We start from the raw sequence: 18,849 nt of genomic DNA, 5'->3' as shown, positions 1-18,849 counted from the left end.
GCATCCGCGAAGGGCGTCTCCCCGCTGGGGAGGCGCCCTTCGCGCGTCCGGCGGCGCCCGCACTTGACGCCGGCCGCCGCGCGTGCTGTCGTGAGTCCATGCCGGACGCGGTCGACGCGGACTACCTCGTCGTCGGCGCCGGCGCCATGGGGATGGCGTTCGTCGACGCCCTGGTCGACCACTCCGAGGCGTCGGTCGCCCTCGTCGATCGCCGGCACGCGCCCGGCGGGCACTGGCTGGGGGCCTACCCGTTCGTGCGGCTGCACCAGGCGTCGGCCCTGTACGGGGTCGCGTCCACCCTGCTGGGCGAGGGCCGGCTGCAGGAGCGCGGCCCGGAGGCCGGCCTGCAGGAGCGCGCGACGGCGCCGGAGATCCAGGCGTACTACCGACGGGTGCTCGACCGGCACGAGGCGAGCGGGCGGGTGCGCTTCTTCCCGGGCTGCGAGTACACGGGCGGCACGACGTTCCGCTCCCTCGTGAGCGGCCGGTCGACCACGGCCGCCGGGGCGCGGCTCGTCGACGCGACGACGTTCGCGGGCAGCATCCCGTCGGAGTCGCCCCCGCCGTTCCTCGTCGAGCCGGGCGCACGGGTCGTGCCGGTCGGCGAGCTCGCCCGGCTCACGCACGCGCCGCGCCGCTTCGTCGTCGCCGGGGCCGGGAAGACCGCCATGGACGCCTGCGTGTGGCTGCTGCAGCAGGGCGTCGACCCCGGGGCGATCACCTGGGTGCGACCGCGCGACGCGTGGATGCTCGACCGTGCGGTCATCCAGCCCGACCCGGCGATCTTCCTCGGCATGGCGGCCGACACGATGGAGGCTGCGGCCGAGGCGACCTCGCCCGACGACGTCTTCCTGCGGCTCGAGGAGCGCGGGGTCATGGTGCGGATCGACCGTGACGTCGTCCCGACGATGGCGAAGACCCCGACGATCGCGCGGTGGGAGGTCGACCTGCTGTGCACGATCACCGACGTGGTGCGCCGCGGGCACCTGCGCGCGGTCGCGCCCGGCCGCCTGCGCTTCGCCGACGGCGACCTGCGCATCGACGACGACGCGCTCGTGGTGCACTGCGCCGCGCCGGGCCTGCCTCGGGCGTACGCGCCCGTCCCCATCTGGCAGCCCGACGCGATCCGCCCCCAGTCGCCCCGCATCGGGTTCCCGTGCCTCGGCGGGGCGATCTGCGGCTACGTCGAGGCGACCCGGCAGGACGACGCCGGGAAGAACGCGATCTGCATCCCCACCCCGTACGCGAACACGCCCGTCGACTGGCTCGCGATGCAGGTGGCGGGCTCCGAGTCCTCGCGCGCGCTGGGCGCCGCGCGGGACGTACGGGCATGGGCCGACACCACCGCCCTGAACCCCGGCCGCATCCTGCCGGACCGGGCCGACGACCCGGCCGTGGTCGCGGCCGTGGCGCGGATGCGCCAGGCGATGGGCCCCGGGCGCGCGCGCATCGCGGCGCTGCACGCCGAGTACGCCTGACCGCGGCGCGGTCGGTACGCTCGACCGACAGGCGACGCGGATCGGGACGGAGTGCGTGCATGGGCGGATATCGAGGAGTGCTCCAGGCGGGCGCGGGGATCGACGGCGGCACGGCCTACCTGCCCGCCGAGCCCGGGGCCCTGCACTGGGGGCGCCTGCCATCGCGCGCGGACGCACCCGTGCTGACCGTCGATCCGGGCGCCGTGGTCGTCATCGACACCGTCAGCCACGAGGGCCTCCTCGAGGACCAGGGGCGCGACCCGCTCGCGTTCTTCGGGGCCGAGGGCGTCGATCGGGAGGCGGTGCTCGCGGAGGCGGTCGCGCTCGCGGCATCCGACCGCTCGCGCGACCCGGCGACCGACGGGCCCCACGTCGTGACCGGCCCGATCCGGGTGCGCGGTGCCGAGCCCGGCGACCTGCTGAAGATCACGGTGCTCGACACCACGCCGCGGGTGCCGTACGGCGTCATCTCGAACCGGCACGGGCGGGGCGCGCTGCCCGGCGAGTACCCGCAGGCGCCGGGGAACGTGAGCGTCTTCGCCCCGATCGCGCAGGACGACGCGGGAGAGTGGTCGGGCGGCCTCCCGCTCGTCGACGGCGGCGAGCGGGTCGTGCGGTTCCCGCTGGCACCCTTCTTCGGCATCATGGGCGTCGCCGTCGATGCCGACGAGCGTCCGCACTCGGTGCCGCCCGGGCCGCACGGCGGCAACATCGACATCAACCTGCTCACCGAGGGCGCGTCGCTGTACCTGCCGGTGCAGGTGCCCGGTGCGCTCGCGTACGTCGGCGACCCGCACTTCGCCCAGGGCGACGGGGAGGTCGCGCTCACGGCGCTGGAGGCGTCGCTGCGCGGCACGCTGCGCTTCGACGTGGTCGCCCGGGAGGACGCGGTGCGCGCGTTCGGCGACGTGGCGACCCCGCTCGCCGAGACGGGCGACTACCTCGTGCCCACCGGCATGGACCCCGACCTCGACCTCGCGATGCAGGACTGCGTGCGGCACGCCATCGCGCTGCTCGGCGCGCGGTACGGCATGGCGCCGCACCTCGCCTACGCGTACCTCAGCGCGGCGACCGACTTCGACATCTCCCAGGTGGTCGACCTGGTGAAGGGCGTGCACGCCCGCATCCGCACCTCCGACTTCGGGGCGGTGCGGCGTGGCTGACGCCGGCGGGCCGCGGGTTCGGGTGGCGGGCGGGGCGGACGCCCCCGAGGGGCTCCTCGGCGCCGTGCTCGGGTACGAGGCCGCGCTCATGGCCGACGACCTCGATGCCCTGGCCGACTGGTTCGAGCCCGGCGACGACACGATGCGGGCGGATGCCTCGGGGCTGCTCGTCGGACACGACGCCATCACGCGCTTCCGCGGCCGGCGCGGTGGTGCGGGCGCGCGACGCGTCGTTGCGGTGCACGTGCTGCCCGTGGCGGACGGCGTCGCGCACGTCGTGGTCGCGCACGCGCCGGGCGCCGGCGGACGCGGCACGGTGAGCCAGCTCTGGCGCCGCGGGCAGGGGCGGTGGCGCATCGCGGCGGCGCACGTGACCGCCCCCGCGCCCGCGTTCGACCGGCGCACCTGGCGCACCCTCGGCGACCCGCTGCTGCCGCCGACCGCATCGGGCGCCCTCGACGGGCGGACGGTGGCGGTCAAGGACGTGTTCGCCGTGGCGGGGCATCCGATCGGCGCGGGGATCCCGGCGTACCTCGATGAGGCGCCGGTCGAACCGCGCTCGGCCGCGGCCGTCGACGCGCTGCGGGCCGCCGGTGCCGCGATCCGCGGCATCGCGCGCACGGACCAGTTCGCGTACAGCATCGCCGGGCGCAACCCCGCGTACGGCACCCCGCCGAACCCCGCCGTGCCGGGCGCGGTCTCGGGCGGCTCGACCAGCGGGCCGGCGTCGGCGGTGGCGCTGGGGCAGGCCGACCTCGGGCTCGGCACCGACACCGCGGGATCGATCCGGGTGCCGGCGTCGTACCAGGGCCTGTGGGGCCTCCGCACGACCCACGGGGCGGTCGACCGCGCCGGGGTGCTGCCGCTCGCGCCGCGATTCGACACCGTCGGCTGGCTGGCGCGCGACCGGGCGACGCTCGAGGCCGCGGCACGGGCGAGCCTGCCGCGCGCCGCGGGGGCGGATGCGGCCGGTGGGGCGCGCCCCCTCGACGACGCCGTGCTGCGCGTGGCGCCGGCCCTCCTCGAGGGGCTCGGGCCGGGTGTGCGGGAGGCGTTCGAGGCGGCCGTCCGAGCGCTGGGCGCCTCGGGATGCGAGGTGCGCGGGCTCGACGTGCCAGCCCTGGGCGCGGCGGCGCTCGACGCGCTGTTCGCGGCGTTCCGCACGGCGCAGGCCGCTGAGGCGTGGCGCGCGCACGGGACGTGGATCACCGCGCACCCGGACGCCCTCGCCCCGGACGTGGCCGCGCGCTTCGCCTGGGCCTCCGAGGTGACCGCCGACGACGAGGCCGCGGCGATCGCGGTGCTCGACGCGGCCCGTCGCGACATCGACGCGGCGCTCGGCGACGGGCTGCTCCTGCTGCCGTCGGCCGCGTCGGTCGCGCCGGCGCTCGACGCCGAGGGCGCCGACATCGAGGCGGTGCGGACGGCGACGCTGCGGATGACGGCGGTCGCCGGGGCGACGGGTCGCCCGGCGCTGTCGGTCCCGGGCGCGGAGGTCGACGGCGCGCCGCTCGGCACGTGCGTGGTCGGGCCGCGCGGCGGCGACCTCGCGCTGGTCTCGGCCGCGGCGCGCTGGCACGAGGCGATCATGCAACGCGACTGAAACACGCGTTGCGTATGATGGTCTTCTGAAACAGACGATTCAGGAGGATGCCATCCACGCCGCACCGATCAACCCGCCCACCCGCCTGCTCATGGGACCCGGCCCCGTCAACGCCGACCCGCGCGTGCTGCGCGCCATGTCGGCGCAGCTCGTCGGCCAGTACGACCCGTCGATGACCGCGTACATGAACGAGACCATGGCGCTCTACCGCGGGGTGTTCCGCACCCGGAACGAGGCGACGCTGCTCGTGGACGGCACCTCGCGCGCGGGCATCGAGGCGGCGCTCGTCTCCCTGCTGGAGCCGGGCGACCGGGTGCTCGTGCCGATCTTCGGCCGGTTCGGCCACCTCCTCGCGGAGATCGCCGGTCGCTGCGGCGCCGAGGTGCACACGATCGAGGTCGAGTGGGGCGAGGTCGTTCCCCCCGAGCGCATCGAGGCCGCCATGCGCGAGGTGCGCCCCCACCTGCTCGCGATCGTGCACGGCGACACCTCCACGACGGTCGCCCAGCCGCTCGACGAGCTCGCCGCGATCTGCGCCGAGCACGGCGCGCTGTTCTACACCGACGTCACCGCCTCGCTCGGCGGCAACGCGTTCGAGATGGACGCCTGGGGCCTCGACGCCGCCACCGCCGGCCTGCAGAAGTGCCTCGGCGGCCCCTCGGGCAGCGCGCCGATCAGCCTCTCGCCGCGCGCGGTCGAGCGCATCGAGTCGCGCAAGAGCATCGAGGCGGGCATCCGCTCGGCCGGCGACGCCGTGCGCGCCGACCCCATCCGGTCGAACTACTTCGACCTCGGCATGATCCTCGACTACTGGGGCGAGAAGCGCCTCAACCACCACACCGAGGCCACCACGATGCTGTACGGCGCCCGCGAGTGCGCGCGCCTGCTGCTCGAGGAGGGCATGGAGCACGCGATCGACCGGCACCGCGTGAACGGCGCCGCGCTCGCCGCGGGCCTGTCGGCGATGGGCCTGGACCTGTTCGGCGACCAGGCGCACCGCATGCACAACGTGGTCGGCGTGCACATCCCCGACGGCGTCGACGGCGAACGCGTGCGCGGGGCCCTCATCGACGACTTCGCGATCGAGATCGGCACGAGCTTCGGCCCGCTGCACGGGAGGATCTGGCGCATCGGCACCATGGGATACAACGCCCGCCGCGACGCCGTGCTCACGACCCTCGCCGCCCTGGAGCAGGTGCTGCGGGCCGAGGGGCACCCGCTGACCGCGGGCGCGGGCGTGGGCGCCGCGCGCGACTCCTACGCCGACGCTGCCGCTGCCGCCGACGCGGCCACCGGGGCGGGCGCATGAGCGACCGGCTCCGCACCGGGTCCCTGGCAGTGGCCGAGCGCATCCTCGACCGCTGCGACCGGCTCGGCACCATCACCTCGATGCCCGGCATGATCGAGCGCGTGCACCTCTCGCCCGAGCACCGCGAGGCGAACGACCTCGCGGCCGGGTGGATCGCCGAGGCCGGGCTCGAGGCCTGGCAGGACGCCGCGGGCAACCAGTGCGGCCGCCTCGAGGGCGCGGTCGACGGCCTGCCGGCGCTGCTGCTCGGCTCGCACCTCGACACGGTGCGCGACGCCGGCCGCTACGACGGCATGCTCGGCGTGCTGCTCGCGATCGAGGTGGCCGCGCGCATCGCGGCCCGCGACGAGCCGCTGCCGTTCGCACTCGAGGTCGTCGGGTTCAGTGACGAGGAGGGCACCCGCTTCGGCAGCGCGCTCGCCGGCAGCCGCGCGCTCGCCGGGCACTTCTCCCACGACTGGTGGGAGTACCGCGGGGCCGACGGGCTCACCTACGCCGACGCGAGCATCGACTTCGGGCTCGATCCGGGTCGCATCGGTGCCGCCGCGCGTCGGCCCGAGGCGCTCGTCGGCTACCTCGAGGCGCACATCGAGCAGGGCCCCTACCTCGAGGACGCCGACCGGGCGCTCGCCGTGGTGCCGACCATCGCCGGTGCCCGCCGCTTCGCCCTGACGATGACCGGCGTCGCCGGGCACGCCGGCGGCACGCCCTACGCGCGCCGCCGCGACGCGCTGGTCGGTGCGAGCGAGCTCGTGGCCGCCATCGAGCGCATCGGCATCGAGTCGGGCACCATCGCCACCGTCGGCCGGATGCAGGCCTTCCCGGGCGGCGTGAACGTCATCCCGGGCCGCGCCGAGTTCAGCCTCGACCTGCGCGCCGAGACGAACGAGGCGCGCGACGCCGCGTTCGCCGAGATCGAGCGGACGGCCGCGGAGATCGCGTCGCGCCGCGGCCTCGCCTTCACCGCCGACGAGCGCTACCGGGCCGACGCGACCCCGTGCGCCGACTGGCTGCAGGACGCGGTCGAGGCCGGCATCCGCTCGACCGGCGACGACGACCCGATGCGCATCTGGAGCCGGGCCGGCCACGACGGCATGGCCGTGCAGGCCGTCACCGACATCGCGATGCTGTTCATCCGGTGCGGCCGCGGCGGCATCAGCCACCACCCCGACGAGACCGTGGCCCGGCGCGACGTGGCGCTCGCGCTCGACGCGATGGAGGCCGCGGTGCTCGCGGTCGCCGACCGCGTGCGCGCCGAGCCGGACCGGCTGGTCACGCCCGCGCCGCCCGAGCCGCACGGGGTCGGGCACCACGCATGACCGAGCGGATGCCCCGCACCATCGCCGAGCGGATCGACGGCGCGCTCGACGTGCTGACGCCGCAGGAGCGACGGGTCGCGGAGTTCATGCTCGACCACCCGGCCGAGCTCGCCGTCTACAACTCGAGCGAGCTCGCGCGCATGACCGGGGTGTCCAAGGCGACGGTCAGCCGCCTCTACCGGCGGCTCGGCTTCTCGGGGTCGGCGGAGGTGCGCGACCACGTGCGCGCGCTCCGCAGCTCGGGCACGCCGCTCGGGCACGCGGGCGTGCCGGCCACCGCCCCCGCGGGCATGGCCGCCGTGCTCGAGGCCGAGCGGGCGAACCTCTCGCGCCTGCTCGACGGGCTCGCCGACGGCGTGCTCGAGCGCGTGGCGACGCTCCTCCGCGAGGCGGGGACCGTGCTCGTCGCCGGGTACCGCAACGGCTACCCGGTCGCGCTGCACCTGCGCGAGCAGCTCGCCCAGTGCCGCCCGGGGGTGCGCGTCGCGCCGCAGCCGGGCCAGTCGGTGGGGGAGGAGCTCGCCGACCTCGGCCCGGGCGACGCGGCCGTGCTGGTCGGGCTGCGGCGGCGCCCCGAGGGGTTCGCCGAGCTCGTCGCGGCGGCCGCGGCCACCGGCGCGGAGACGATCGCGATCGTGGACCCCGCGGGCGCGGAGGCGGCTGCGGGTGCCGGGACCGTCATCGCGTGCCCGGTCGACGGCGCGGGCGCGTTCTCGAGCTACGCGAGCGCGATGAGCCTCGCGAGCCTGGTCGCGAGCGCGGTGCTCGCGGGCGACATGCGCGCGGGCCGCACGCGCATCGCGCGGATCGACGACGCCTACGCGCGTCTCGGCGAGGTCGAGGCGCCGTAGGCCGGGCGGCGCATCCGCCCACGCCCGCCGCTCAGCCCGGCCCGGGCCGGTCGCGGTCCTCGCCGCCGGCGAGGTCGCCGCACTCGACCGCGCGCGCGTCGTGGGCGCGCAGGTAGGCGCTCGCGCCCGCGTCGCCGTGCAGCGTCTCGGCGAGCCGCGCCCAGTGGTCGCGTCCGACGAGCACCGGATGGCCGGGCCGGCCGCCGAAGACCGCACGGGCCAGTGACGCGCGCAGGTCGTCCGGCGCGGCGGCGAGCACCCGCCGCGCGACGCTCGCGGGCAGGCCCGGCAGGTCGACGAGCGTGAGCAGCACGGCGTCGGCCGGGGCGTCGGCCGCGACCTCGAGCGCACGGCGCACGGTCGAGCCCAGGCCGTCGCGCCAGCCCGGATGCTCCGCGACCCGGGCGCCCTCCGGCACCAGTTCGCGCGCGGCATCCGCCTCGGCCCCGAGCACGACGAGCACCGACGCGCAGCCGGCCTCGCGCAGCATCCGCACCGCCAGCTCCACCCACGGCGTGCCGTCGGGTTCGCGCACCAGCGCCTTCGGGCGGCCCATGCGGGCGCCGGCCCCCGCGGCGAGCACCACGCCGAGCACCTGACCGGTCATCACTACAGTGGACCACATGCCCGAGACGCCCGCGCCCGACGCCTTCCGCGCCGACCTCGCCGCGTGCCTGCACGTCGCCCGGTTCGTCGACGACGTGGCCGCCGGCGCCCCGTACGACTCGTTCGACGCCCTGCGCACCGCCGCGTCCGCATCGGCCGCCCGGCTCGACGCCGCCGAGGTCGACGAGGCGCTCGCGAGCCACCCCCGCATCGGCGAGCGGCCGACCGGCGAGGGGGCGGCCCAGTCGTTCTCGCGCGCCGAGCAGGCGTCGGCCGACGCATCGGACGAGGACCTGGCCCGCGCCATCGCCGACGGCAACCGGGCCTACGAGGAGCGGTTCGGCCGCGTCTTCCTCATCCGCGCCGCCGGCCGCAGCCGGGCCGAGATCCTGTCCGAGCTGCGGCGACGTCTGGAACTCGACGACGCGAGCGAGCTCGAGACGGTGGCCGACCAGCTCGCCCAGATCGCGCTGCTGCGGCTCGAGCAGCTCTACGGCGGCGCGTCGGCACCGATCGGAGCGGCGGCATGACCGGCCGCAGCCACGTCACCTCGCACGTGCTCGACGCCACCACCGGGCGCCCGGCGCCCGGGGTCGGGGTGCGGCTCGAGGCATCCGATGCCGTCGGCTGGCGCACGGTGGGCACCGGCATCACCGACGCCGACGGGCGGGTCGGCACGCTCGGGCCCGAGCAGCTGCCCGCCGGGCGCTACCGCGTGGTCTTCGACACGGCCGCGTACTTCGGCGACCGGCCGACCTTCTACGCCGAGGTCGCGATCGACTTCCTGCTCGACGACCCCGCGCAGCACTTCCACATCCCGCTGCTGCTCAGCCCGTTCGCGTACTCCACGTACCGCGGCAGCTAGGCGCGGTGGGCGAGCAGGCAGCCAGGCGCGACGGGCGCTAGTAGTCGGTGCGGTCGTCCTTGCCGTGCCAGGCGTCGAACGGAGTCGTCGCGCCGTCCGTGCGGAGCTGCTCGACGGGCGTGTCCCAGGTGGCGCGGTCGCGCGCGAAGAGCTCGTAGAACTCCCGGTCGTCGAACCCGCCGTCGGCGGCGTCGTCGCGGTCGGCCGCGTACACCACCCGGTCGACACGGGCCCAGAGCGCCGCGGCCAGGCACAGCGGGCACGGCTCGCACGACGAGTAGAGCGTGGCGCCGGCCAGCGAGAAGTCGCCGATGCTGCGGCACGCCTCGCGGATGACGCACACCTCGGCGTGCGCCGTGGGGTCCAGGTCGCGGGTCACGCGGTTGCCGCCCGCGGCGAGGAGCCGGCCGTCGCGCACGACGACGGCGCCGAAGGGTCCGCCGCCGTCGCCGACGTTCTCGACGGCCAGCTCGACGGCCTGCTCGAGCCAGTAGCGGTCGTCGCGGCCTGGTTCGGCGGAGGCCGGCGCAGGGCTCGGTGCGTCGTGGGTCATCGGGTGCTCCCTTCGGCGGGACGGTCGATCAGGTGCCCGGTGGGCGGACCGTCGGGGTGGATCGGCGTGCCGCGCAGCCACACCGCGTCGGCCACGCCCGTGAGCGTCCTGCCGTCGTAGGCGGAGACCGGGTTGCGGTGCCGCAGCGCGGCCGCCTCGACGGTGAACGCCGCGTCGGGGTCGAAGGCGACCAGGTCGGCGTCGGCGCCGACGGCGATGCGCCCCTTGTGCGGCAGGCCGGCCAGGTCGGCAGTGGCGCGCGACATCCGGTCGAGCACGAGCTCCAGCCCGATGCCGCGGCGGCGCGCGTCGGTCCAGACGTTCGCGAGCGAGAGCTGGAGCCCGGAGATGCCGCCCCAGGCGCGACCGAAGTCGCCGTCGAAGCCGAGCTTCAGGTCGGCGGTCGCAGGGGAGTGGTCGGAGACGACGCAGTCGAGCGTGCCGTCGACGAGCCCCTGCCAGAGCAGGTCGCGGTTGCCCTCGTCGCGGATGGGCGGGCAGCACTTGAACGCCGTCGCGCCGTCGGGGATGTGCTCGAGGTCGAGCGTCAGGTAGTGCGGGCAGGTCTCGGCGGTCAGGCGCAGCCCCTCGGCCTTGGCCTCGGCGACGAGCGGCAGCACCGCGGCCGACGACACGTGCAGGATGTGCGCGCGGCCCCCGGTGCGACGGATGCCCGCGATGACCCGGCGCACCGCGTCGAGCTCGGCCTGCGGCGGCCGGGACTCGGCGAACCGGCGCGGACTCGGCCCGCCGTCGTTCGCGTGCGCGTCGAGCACGTCCGGGTCCTCCGCGTGCACGATGAGCAGGCCGTCGAACGCGGCGAGCTCGTCGAGCGCGGCGTCGAGGCCCGCGGCGTCGAGCGGCGGGAACTCGTCGACGCCCGACGGCGACAGGAACGCCTTGAAGCCGAAGACGCCGGCGTCGTGGAGGGCGCGGAGCGCCCCCGCGCCGAGGTTGCCGGGCACCGCGCCGCCCCAGAACCCGACGTCGACGTGTGCCGCGCGGCCCGCCGCCTCGCGCTTCACGCGCAGTGCGCCGGGGTCGATCGTCGGCGGGATGCTGTTGAGCGGCATGTCGAGGATCGTCGTGACCCCGCCGGCCGCGGCGGCGCGGGTCGCGGTCGCGAAGCCCTCCCACTCGGTGCGGCCGGGCTCGTTCACGTGCACGTGGGCGTCGACGACGCCCGGCAGCAGCACGCGGCCGCCGTCGACCCGTGCGGTCTCGCGGCCGCGCAGGCCGCTGCCGGCGGCGGCGACGGCGGTGATCACGCCGTCGTCGACGCCGATCTCGGCAGGGGCGAGGCGGCCGTCGACGAGCGCGGCATCGGCGCGCACGACGAGGTCGTGGAGCGGGGTATCGGGCATGGTTCCTCCACGGCTGACGTTAACAGCGTCGCATTTCGCGCCGGTTGCGTGCATGCGGCGAAGGTCCCGTGCGCTCGGCGCCGGATGGGGGCAGGATCGAAACACCGGGTTAACGCGTCGCGCATAGGATCACCCGATCGTACGGACGTGATCCGCACCCGTTTGCGAAGTGAGGTATCGATGCTCGAACTGGCGCAGGACGTCGTGGCCCGTCTCGGCCGCGGGGAGTCGTTCGCGCTCGCGACGGTGACCGCGATCACGGGCTCCGCGCCGCTGCCGGTGGGCACGTCGATGCTGGTCGACGCGCACGGCCGGGTCGCGGGCAGCGTGTCGGGCGGCTGCGTCGAGGGCGCCGTGTTCGAGCTGTGCGGCCTCGCCCTCGAGGACGGCGTCGCGCGCACCGAGCGCTTCGGCATCGACGACGAGACCGCGTTCGCGGTCGGCCTCAGCTGCGGCGGCGAGCTCGACGTGTTCGTGCAGCCGTTCCCGGGGCGGCACTCGGGGGCGGATGCCGCGGCGGGGCCGTTCCACGCCGCGCTGGCGGGCTCCGACGCGGGCGTCGCCGTCGTGGTCGCGGGGCCGCCGCCGCTCATCGGCCGCGTGCTCCCGGCGGGCGTGCCGGCCGCGGCGATCACCGATGCGGACCTGGTCGCCGCCGGCATCCGCTCGCTCCGCGCCGAGCGCCTGCGCGCCGAGGTCGACCGGACGGTCGCGACCGGCCGCACCGGGCCCGTCGAGGTCGAGTGCGACGAGGCCGTGCTGCGGCTGTTCGTCGAGAGCCGCCTCGCCCCGCCCCGACTGCTCGTCTACGGCGCCGTCGCATTCGGCGACGCGCTCGCCGCCGCCGCGCGCCCGCTCGGCTACCGCGTGACCGTCTGCGATCCGCGACCCGTCTTCGCCGCGCCCGAGCGGTTCCCGCACGCCGACGAGGTCGTCGTCGCGCGGCCCGTCGAGCACCTCGCGGCGACCGCGACGGACCCGCGCACCGTCGTGTGCGTGCTCGGGCACGACGCGCGCACCGACGTGCCCGTGCTCGCCGCAGCGCTGCGGCTCCCGATCGCGTTCGTCGGTGCGCTCGGCTCGCGCCGCACCCACGACGAGCGGCTGCGGCTGCTGCGCGAGGCGGGCGTCGACGACGCCGCGCTCGCCCGCCTGCACTCGCCGATCGGCCTCGACCTCGGGGCGGCGACGCCCGCCGAGACCGCCGTGTCGATCCTCGCCGAGGTCGTCGCCGCACGTACCGGCGCCTCGGGGCTGCCGCTGCGCGACGTGCGCGGCCCGATCCACTGCACCACCCGCGAGGGCGACGATGCCCCCGCACCGACGCCCTCGACGGTCGTGCACGCCGGCCGTCCCGCGCACTGAGGCGGCGCCGATGGACCTCGAGACCGTGCGCGCCTACCGCCGCGCCACCACCCGCGACGACCTCGCGCTCGCGCCGGGTGAGCGGTTCGTCGCCGGCGGCACCTGGCTGTACTCCGAGCCGCAGGTGGGCACCACCGGGCTCGTCGACCTCACGACGATGGGCTGGGCGCCGCTCGAGGAGGTCGACGGCGGGTTGCGGATCGGCGCGACGTGCACCATCGCCGAGCTCGTCGCGCACCCCGCATGGGCGCCGTACCCGTCGCATCCGCTCGTGTTCCAGTGCGCGTCGGCGCTGCTGGCGTCGTTCAAGATCTGGAACGCCGCGACCGTCGGCGGCAACGTCTGCCGGTCGTTCGCCGCGGCCGGCATGGTGTCGCTCGCGGTCACGCTCGACGGCGAGGCCGTGGTCTGGGCGCCCGACGGCGGCGAACTGCGGCGGCCGGTCGCCGACCTCGTGACCGGCAACGGCACGAACGACCTCGGCGCGGGCGAGGTGCTGCGTGCGATCGACCTGCCCGCGCACGCGCTGGCCGCCCGCACGGCGTTCCGCAAGATCGCGCTCGCCGAGCTGGGACGCTCGGGCGCCGTGCTCACCGGCCGCGTCGACGACGACGGCCGTGCGACCTTCGCGATCACCGCCGCCACCGAGCGCCCGACGGTGCTGCGCTTCGATCGCATCCCGGACGCGACCACGCTGCGCCGCGCGGTCGAGGACGCACCCGGGTACTACACCGACCCGCTGGGCACGGCGGACTGGCGTCGCGCCGTGAGCGTCGCCCTGCTGGAGGACGTGCGCGAGGAGCTGGCCGCATGAGGACCATCGTGAACGGCCACCCGGAGGACGGCGAGCCCCGGGCGGGGCAGTCCCTGCGCACCTACCTGCGCGAGCACGCGCACGTCGAGGTGAAGAAGGGCTGCGACGCGGGCGACTGCGGCGCCTGCGCGGTGCTCGTCGACGGCGTGCCCGTGCACTCCTGCATCACGCCGGCGCACCGGGCCGAGGGGGCCGAGGTCACCACGGTCGCCGGGCTCGGGACGCCCGACGCGCTGCACCCCATGCAGGAGGCGTTCGTCGAGCACTTCGGCTTCCAGTGCGGCTTCTGCACGGCCGGCATGATCGTCACCGCCTCGACGCTCGGGGAGGACGATCTCGACGACCTGCCCCGTCGCATGAAGGGGAGCCTCTGCCGGTGCACGGGGTACCGGAGCATCCGCGAGTCGATCCACGCGGGCGTCGCGGCGGGCGCGCGCGGCGGTGCGCGCAACCTGGGCTCGACCGGTGCGGTCGGCACGTCGGCGCACCCGCCGGCCGCCCGGCGCGTGGTCACCGGCACCGAGCCGTTCACGTTCGACGCCGCGGTGCCCGGCATGCTGCACCTGCGCGTGCTCGGGTCGCCGCACGCCCACGCGCGCATCGTCTCGATCGACACCGCGGCCGCCCGCGCGATCGAGGGCGTCGAGCTCGTGCTCACCCACGAGGACGTACCCGGCACGCGGTTCTCGACCGGACGCCACCAGCACCGCACCGACGACCCCGACGACACCCGCATGCTCGACGACGTCGTGCGGTTCGTCGGCCAGCGGGTCGCGGCAGTCGTCGCCACGACCGCCGCCGCGGCCGAGGAGGCGTGCCGCGCGATCGAGGTGGAGTACGAGGAACTCCCCGCCGTCTTCGACCCGGATGCGGCACGCGAACCGGGCGCGCCGGTGATCCACCCCGGCCGCACGCCCGACGACCGCGTCGACGAGGCCGACCGCAACGTGATCGCGGCGCTGCACGCGGGCTTCGGCGGCGACGTCGAGGCGGCGCTCGCGGCATCCGAGGTCACCGTCTCGGGCACCTGGCGGACGCAGCGCCAGAGCCACGCGCAGCTCGAGACCCACGGCAGCATCGCCTGGATCGACGACGACGGCCGGCTCGTGGTGCGCTCCAGCACGCAGGTGCCGTTCCTCGTGCGCGCCGAACTCGCACGCATTCTCGACCTGCCGGCGGAGCGCGTGCGCGTGCACGCCGCCCGCGTGGGCGGCGGATTCGGCGGCAAGCAGGAGCTGCTCACCGAGGACCTCGTCGCGGTCGCCGCGCTCGAGCTGGGGCGGCCGGTCGGCTGGGAGCTCACCCGCACCGAGGAGTTCACGCGCACGACGCTGCGGCACCCCATGCGCGTTTCGGTGCGGCTCGGCGCGAGCCGCGAGGGCCTGCTCACCGCCATGCACGTCGACGTGCTGAGCGACACCGGCGCCTACGGCAACCATTCCCGCGGCGTGCTGTTCCACGCCTGCTCCGAGTCGATCTCGCTCTACCGCAGCCCGGTCAAGCGCGTCGACGCCGAGGCGGTCTACACGAACAACCCGCCGTCGGGCGCGTTCCGCGGATACGGGCTCGGGCAGGTGATCTTCGGCGTCGAGTCGGCGCTCGACGAACTGGCGCTCGAACTCGGCATCGACCCGTTCGAGCTGCGCCGCCGCAACGTCATCCGCGACGGCGAACCGCCCTTCGCCTGGCACGACGAGCCCGAGGCCGAATTGCAGCACGGCAGCTACGGCATCGACCAGTGCCTCGACCTCGCCGAGCAGGCGCTGCGGCGCGGCAACGGCGTCGCCGCACCCGAGGGGCCCGAGTGGCGCGTCGGCGAGGGCATGGCCGCCGCGATGATCGCGACCATGGCCCCGCGCGGGCACATCGCGGAGACGACCGTCACGCTCCGCCCCGACGGCACCTACCTCCTCGGCGTCGGCACCAGCGAGTTCGGCAACGGCACCACGACCGTGCACGCGCAGATCGTCGCGACCGACCTCGGCACGGGCACGGACCGCATCGCGATCCACCAGGCCGACACGGATGCCACGAGCCACGACACCGGCGCGTTCGCGTCGGCCGGCACGACCGTGGCCGGCAAGGCGGTGCACGCCGCCGCGCTCGCGCTGCGCGAGGTGCTGGCCGTCGCGGCGGCGGGCATCGCGGGGTGCGCGCCGGATGCGGTCGTGCTCGACCGCGATGGGGCGCTCGCCGGGGGACGCCGCGTCGGCTTCGCCGAGCTCGTCGCCGCCGTGCCCGCCGACCACCGCTCGCCGGAGGGTGCGTTCGCGCGCGGCGCCGAGTACGGCGAACGACGTTCGCTCGCCTACAACGTGCACGCGTTCCGGGTCGCGGTCGACGTGCGCACCGGCACCGTCCGCATCCTGCAGTCGATCCAGGCGGCCGACGCGGGCACCGTCATGAACCCCGAGCAGTGCCGCGGCCAGGTCGAGGGCGGCGTCGCCCAGGCGATCGGCGGGGCGCTCTACGAGGAGGTCATGCTCGACGAGGGGCGCGTCACCACGCCGGTCTTCCGCCTCTACCGCGTACCGCAGATGGCCGACGTGCCCGACACCGAGGTGTACTTCGCCTCGACGAGCGACGACCTCGGGCCGTTCGGCGCGAAGTCGATGAGCGAGAGCCCGTACAACCCGGTCGCGGCGGCGATGGGCAATGCGATCCGCCGGGCGATCGGCGCGAGGCCCCACGAGCTGCCGTTCTCGCGCGACCGCGTCTGGCGGCTCGCAGCGACCACGTGAGCCTCCTCGGCAACACGCCGCGCACCTCGGGAACGCGACCCGCGCAACTCAGGAACCGACGCACGCAATCAGCAACCGACCCACGCAATTCAGGAACTCGACAGGCAATTCAGGAAGCAGGGAGCACGACATGGCGATCATCCTCGGCGACGACCGGTACGGCAAGGCGGAGAACCGCATCGTGCGGATCGTGCGCGACAGTCCGCGCCACGAGATCCGCGACGTGAACGTGTCGACCGCGTTGCGCGGCGACTTCGCCGCGGCCCACCTCGAGGGCGACCAGGGCAACGTGCTGCCCACCGACACGCAGAAGCAGACCGCGTACGCGTACGCCAAGCTCCACGGCCTCGCCGAGCTCGAGGCGTACGGCCTCGTGCTCGCGCGGCACTTCGTGGACGACGTCGCACCGGTGGCATCCGCCCGCATCGAGATCGAGGAGTTCGCGTGGGACCGCGTCGTCGCCGACGGCGCCCCGCACGACCACACCTGGACGCGCAACGGCTCGGAGGTGCGCCTCGCGTCGGTCACCGTCGCGGGCTCGGGCGACGCGCAGCAGACCTGGGTGACCGGCGGCTTCAAGGACCTCGTGATCCTGAAGTCGACCGGTTCGGAGTTCCACGGCTTCCTCGAGGACGAGTACACGGTGCTGCAGCCGACGAACGACCGCATCATGGCGACCTCGCTGGTCGCGACCTGGCGGTTCGGCACCACCGAGGTCGACTGGAACGCGGTGTACGACGGCGTGAAGGCCGTGATGATCGAGCGCTTCGCGAACGTGCACTCGCTCGCCCTGCAGCAGACCCTCTACGCGATGGGCAGCGCCGTGCTCGAGGCGTACCCAGAGATCGTCGAGATCCGCATGTCGGCGCCGAACAAGCACCACTTCCTCTACGACCTCGCGCCGTTCGGCATCGCCAACGACAACGAGGTCTTCCACGCCGACGACCGGCCGTACGGCCTGATCCAGGCGACCGTCACGCGCGACGACGCACCCGACGCCGGCCCGGCCTGGGACCACTACACCGGGCTCGTCTGATGGCGGCTGCGGCTCCGGGCGCGGCTCCGGCGGCGGGCGCTCGCCGGGTCGTGATCGACGGATGCCACGTGGCGACCGTCGACGCCGCCGGCACCGAGCACGCCGACGGCTGGGTCGTCGTCGACGGCGACCGCATCACCGCGGTCGGCGCCGGGCCGGTGCCCGGCGAGCTCGCGGCATCCGCCCATGAGCGCGTCGACGGGCGCGGGCACCTGCTCACGCCGGGGCTCGTGAACACGCACCACCACCTGTACCAGTGGCTCACGCGCGGGCTCGCGCAGGACGACATCCTGTTCGACTGGCTCGTCGCGCTGTACCCGATGTGGTCGCGCATCGACGCCGACCTCGTGCGCGCGGGGGCCGCGGGCGCGCTCGCCGTGGCCGCCCGCTCGGGCTGCACGACGCTCGCCGACCACCACTACGTGTTCCCGGCGGGCGCGGGCGACCTGGTCGGCGCGATCGTGGAGGCCGCGTCGGAGGTGGGCATCCGCCTGCACGCGACGCGCGGGTCGATGGACCTCGGACGGAGCGCCGGCGGACTGCCGCCCGACTTCGCGGTGGAGACGACGGATGCCGCCCTGGCGGCGACCCGCGGGGCGGTCGAGGCGTACCACGACCCGGGATTCTCCTCGATGGTGCGCGTCGCTGCGGCGCCGTGCTCGCCGTTCTCGGTGACCGCCGACCTGCTGCGGGAGTCGGCCGCGCTCGCGCGCGACCTCGGCGTGCGCCTGCACACCCACGGCGCCGAGACGGTCGAGGAGGAGGCGTTCTGCCGCGAGCGGTTCGGCACCTCGCCCGCCGGCTACCTCGAGTCGCTCGGCTGGCTGGGCGACGACGTCTGGATGGCGCACTGCGTGCACCTCGACGACGCCGACGTGCGCCGCTTCGCCGAGACCGGCACCGGGGTCGCGCACTGCCCGTCGTCGAACGCGCGGCTCGCGGCGGGCATCGCGCCGGTGCGCGCGCTCGTGAACGCGGGCGCCCCGGTCGGGCTCGGCGTCGACGGCGCGGCGTCGAACGAGTCGGGCCGGCTGGGCGACGAGATCCGCCAGGCGGTGCTGCTCGCGCGCCTGCGCGACGGCGCCGGCGCGATGGACGTGCGCACGGCGCTGCGCCTCGCCACGATCGGCGGGGCGCGCGTGCTCGGCCGGCAGGACGAGCTCGGCTCGATCGAGCCCGGCAAGCTCGCCGACCTCGCCCTCTGGCGCATCGACGGCGTCGAGCACGCCGGCATCGCCGACCCGGTCGCGGCGCTCGGCCTCGCGGCGCTGCCGCCGCTCGCGCGGCTCGTGGTCGGTGGCCGCACGGTCGTCGCCGACGGCGAGCTCGTCACCACCGATGCCGCTGCCATCGCCGGAGCCGCCGCGCGGGCGAGCACGGCGCTCGCCGAGCGCGCCTGACCGCGGCCCTCGGCTCAGCGCACGAACAGCGCCGCGTTCGCCTGCTCGACCTCGGCGTAGCGCGCGCCTGCGGCGCCGAGCGCCTGCTGCACGCCCGCGAGCGTCTGCTCGACGGACTGCTGCACGGCGCGCCACTCGGCGACCGCCGATTGGAACGCCAGCGACGCCTGGCCCGACCAGGCGCCCTGCAGCCCGGTCAGCTGGGCGTTCAGCCCGGCGGTGTCGGCCATCAGCCGCTCGATCGTGGCCTGCGCCGCGGACGCGGTGGTCAGCACCTGGTCGCTGTCGACGTGGAACGTGGTCATGGGGCATCCTCTCGCTCGGTGCATCCGACCGTAGGTTCGCCCGGCCTGCGCGGACGCACCCGTCTCGGCGTCGCATC

The 18,849-nt window shown here is 75.6% G+C and carries 17 protein-coding genes; 13 read left to right on the top strand and 4 right to left on the bottom strand.

Going from position 1 to position 18,849, the window contains the following annotated elements:
• Positions 1-98 precede the first annotated feature (98 nt).
• The 6 genes from ABZK10_RS00475 (at position 99) to ABZK10_RS00450 (ending at position 7,723) form a co-directional block, all read left to right on the top strand.
• A complete protein-coding gene (locus tag ABZK10_RS00475) occupies positions 99-1,478 on the top strand; it encodes an NAD(P)-binding protein (RefSeq protein WP_353807223.1) in 1,380 nt (459 codons plus the stop codon).
• Positions 1,479-1,537: 59 nt separating this feature from the next.
• A complete protein-coding gene (locus ABZK10_RS00470; protein WP_353807222.1) occupies positions 1,538-2,641 on the top strand; it encodes an acetamidase/formamidase family protein in 1,104 nt (367 codons plus the stop codon).
• Positions 2,634-4,244, top strand: a complete 1,611-nt coding sequence (locus tag ABZK10_RS00465; RefSeq protein ID WP_353807221.1) for an AtzH-like domain-containing protein — start codon at positions 2,634-2,636, stop codon at positions 4,242-4,244. Before ABZK10_RS00470 ends, ABZK10_RS00465 begins: the two co-directional genes overlap by 8 nt.
• 91 nt (positions 4,245-4,335) lie before the next feature.
• Positions 4,336-5,553, top strand: a complete 1,218-nt coding sequence (locus tag ABZK10_RS00460; RefSeq protein WP_353807220.1) for a pyridoxal-phosphate-dependent aminotransferase family protein — start codon at positions 4,336-4,338, stop codon at positions 5,551-5,553.
• Positions 5,550-6,872, top strand: coding sequence for an allantoate amidohydrolase (locus tag ABZK10_RS00455; protein WP_353807219.1), 1,323 nt, complete (start codon positions 5,550-5,552; stop codon positions 6,870-6,872). The genes ABZK10_RS00460 and ABZK10_RS00455 overlap by 4 nt, the downstream gene beginning before the upstream one ends.
• Positions 6,869-7,723: a MurR/RpiR family transcriptional regulator gene (locus tag ABZK10_RS00450; protein WP_353807218.1), complete on the top strand. Its 855-nt coding sequence runs from the start codon at positions 6,869-6,871 to the stop codon at positions 7,721-7,723. The genes ABZK10_RS00455 and ABZK10_RS00450 overlap by 4 nt, the downstream gene beginning before the upstream one ends.
• 31 nt (positions 7,724-7,754) lie before the next feature.
• Here ABZK10_RS00450 and ABZK10_RS00445 read toward each other — a convergent pair whose 3' ends face one another.
• Positions 7,755-8,330 carry a nucleotidyltransferase family protein gene (locus tag ABZK10_RS00445; protein WP_353807217.1) on the bottom strand — a complete coding sequence of 192 codons (576 nt, stop codon included), beginning with the start codon at positions 8,328-8,330 and terminating at the stop codon, positions 7,755-7,757.
• A 16-nt stretch (positions 8,331-8,346) separates the two neighbouring features.
• On the opposite strand from ABZK10_RS00445, the gene uraD reads away from it, so the two are divergent.
• Complete coding sequence (uraD, locus tag ABZK10_RS00440) at positions 8,347-8,859, top strand: 2-oxo-4-hydroxy-4-carboxy-5-ureidoimidazoline decarboxylase (RefSeq protein WP_353807216.1); 513 nt, start codon at positions 8,347-8,349, stop codon at positions 8,857-8,859.
• The gene (gene uraH / locus ABZK10_RS00435) at positions 8,856-9,194 is read left to right on the top strand and encodes a hydroxyisourate hydrolase (RefSeq protein WP_353807214.1); all 339 of its coding nucleotides are present in this window, start codon (positions 8,856-8,858) and stop codon (positions 9,192-9,194) included. Before uraD ends, uraH begins: the two co-directional genes overlap by 4 nt.
• A 37-nt stretch (positions 9,195-9,231) precedes the next feature.
• Here uraH and ABZK10_RS00430 read toward each other — a convergent pair whose 3' ends face one another.
• A complete protein-coding gene (locus ABZK10_RS00430) occupies positions 9,232-9,747 on the bottom strand; it encodes a nucleoside deaminase (RefSeq protein WP_353807213.1) in 516 nt (171 codons plus the stop codon).
• Complete coding sequence (allB, locus tag ABZK10_RS00425; RefSeq protein ID WP_353807212.1) at positions 9,744-11,111, bottom strand: allantoinase AllB; 1,368 nt, start codon at positions 11,109-11,111, stop codon at positions 9,744-9,746. Before allB ends, ABZK10_RS00430 begins: the two co-directional genes overlap by 4 nt.
• 180 nt (positions 11,112-11,291) lie before the next feature.
• Here allB and ABZK10_RS00420 point away from each other — a divergent pair, with 180 nt between their 5' ends.
• The 5 genes from ABZK10_RS00420 to ABZK10_RS00400 all read left to right on the top strand — a co-directional run bounded on the left by ABZK10_RS00420 (position 11,292) and on the right by ABZK10_RS00400 (position 18,467).
• A complete protein-coding gene (locus tag ABZK10_RS00420) occupies positions 11,292-12,476 on the top strand; it encodes an XdhC family protein (protein WP_353807211.1) in 1,185 nt (394 codons plus the stop codon).
• A 10-nt stretch (positions 12,477-12,486) separates the two neighbouring features.
• A complete protein-coding gene (locus ABZK10_RS00415) occupies positions 12,487-13,290 on the top strand; it encodes an FAD binding domain-containing protein (protein ID WP_353807210.1) in 804 nt (267 codons plus the stop codon).
• Positions 13,287-16,031: a molybdopterin-dependent oxidoreductase gene (locus ABZK10_RS00410; protein ID WP_353807209.1), complete on the top strand. Its 2,745-nt coding sequence runs from the start codon at positions 13,287-13,289 to the stop codon at positions 16,029-16,031. Before ABZK10_RS00415 ends, ABZK10_RS00410 begins: the two co-directional genes overlap by 4 nt.
• 130 nt (positions 16,032-16,161) lie before the next feature.
• The gene (gene pucL / locus ABZK10_RS00405) at positions 16,162-17,067 is read left to right on the top strand and encodes a factor-independent urate hydroxylase (protein ID WP_353807208.1); all 906 of its coding nucleotides are present in this window, start codon (positions 16,162-16,164) and stop codon (positions 17,065-17,067) included.
• On the top strand, positions 17,067-18,467 hold the full coding sequence (locus ABZK10_RS00400; RefSeq protein WP_353807207.1) for an 8-oxoguanine deaminase: 1,401 nt from the start codon (positions 17,067-17,069) through the stop codon (positions 18,465-18,467). Before pucL ends, ABZK10_RS00400 begins: the two co-directional genes overlap by 1 nt.
• A 14-nt stretch (positions 18,468-18,481) precedes the next feature.
• Here ABZK10_RS00400 and ABZK10_RS00395 read toward each other — a convergent pair whose 3' ends face one another.
• The gene (locus ABZK10_RS00395; RefSeq protein WP_353807206.1) at positions 18,482-18,772 is read right to left on the bottom strand and encodes a WXG100 family type VII secretion target; all 291 of its coding nucleotides are present in this window, start codon (positions 18,770-18,772) and stop codon (positions 18,482-18,484) included.
• Positions 18,773-18,849 lie beyond the last annotated feature (77 nt).

Origin of the sequence: Agromyces sp. SYSU T00194, assembly GCF_040496035.1 — a bacterium.
GTDB classification, from domain to species: domain Bacteria; phylum Actinomycetota; class Actinomycetes; order Actinomycetales; family Microbacteriaceae; genus Agromyces; species Agromyces chitinivorans.
This window is presented reverse-complemented; position numbering and strand designations above follow the sequence as displayed.

What these genes read in the sequence shown, in the direction of transcription:
- ABZK10_RS00475 (WP_353807223.1), top strand. Translation starts at nt 99, where the DNA reads ATGCCGGACGCGGTCGACGCGGACTACCTCGTCGTCGGCGCCGGCGCC.
- ABZK10_RS00395 (WP_353807206.1), bottom strand. Translation starts at nt 18,772, where the DNA reads ATGACCACGTTCCACGTCGACAGCGACCAGGTGCTGACCACCGCGTCC.
- ABZK10_RS00470 (WP_353807222.1), top strand. Translation starts at nt 1,538, where the DNA reads ATGGGCGGATATCGAGGAGTGCTCCAGGCGGGCGCGGGGATCGACGGC.
- ABZK10_RS00420 (WP_353807211.1), top strand. Translation starts at nt 11,292, where the DNA reads ATGCTCGAACTGGCGCAGGACGTCGTGGCCCGTCTCGGCCGCGGGGAG.
- ABZK10_RS00400 (WP_353807207.1), top strand. Translation starts at nt 17,067, where the DNA reads ATGGCGGCTGCGGCTCCGGGCGCGGCTCCGGCGGCGGGCGCTCGCCGG.
- uraH (WP_353807214.1), top strand. Translation starts at nt 8,856, where the DNA reads ATGACCGGCCGCAGCCACGTCACCTCGCACGTGCTCGACGCCACCACC.
- allB (WP_353807212.1), bottom strand. Translation starts at nt 11,111, where the DNA reads ATGCCCGATACCCCGCTCCACGACCTCGTCGTGCGCGCCGATGCCGCG.
- ABZK10_RS00430 (WP_353807213.1), bottom strand. Translation starts at nt 9,747, where the DNA reads ATGACCCACGACGCACCGAGCCCTGCGCCGGCCTCCGCCGAACCAGGC.
- uraD (WP_353807216.1), top strand. Translation starts at nt 8,347, where the DNA reads ATGCCCGAGACGCCCGCGCCCGACGCCTTCCGCGCCGACCTCGCCGCG.
- ABZK10_RS00415 (WP_353807210.1), top strand. Translation starts at nt 12,487, where the DNA reads ATGGACCTCGAGACCGTGCGCGCCTACCGCCGCGCCACCACCCGCGAC.
- ABZK10_RS00460 (WP_353807220.1), top strand. Translation starts at nt 4,336, where the DNA reads ATGGGACCCGGCCCCGTCAACGCCGACCCGCGCGTGCTGCGCGCCATG.
- ABZK10_RS00445 (WP_353807217.1), bottom strand. Translation starts at nt 8,330, where the DNA reads ATGACCGGTCAGGTGCTCGGCGTGGTGCTCGCCGCGGGGGCCGGCGCC.
- ABZK10_RS00410 (WP_353807209.1), top strand. Translation starts at nt 13,287, where the DNA reads ATGAGGACCATCGTGAACGGCCACCCGGAGGACGGCGAGCCCCGGGCG.
- ABZK10_RS00450 (WP_353807218.1), top strand. Translation starts at nt 6,869, where the DNA reads ATGACCGAGCGGATGCCCCGCACCATCGCCGAGCGGATCGACGGCGCG.
- ABZK10_RS00455 (WP_353807219.1), top strand. Translation starts at nt 5,550, where the DNA reads ATGAGCGACCGGCTCCGCACCGGGTCCCTGGCAGTGGCCGAGCGCATC.
- pucL (WP_353807208.1), top strand. Translation starts at nt 16,162, where the DNA reads ATGGCGATCATCCTCGGCGACGACCGGTACGGCAAGGCGGAGAACCGC.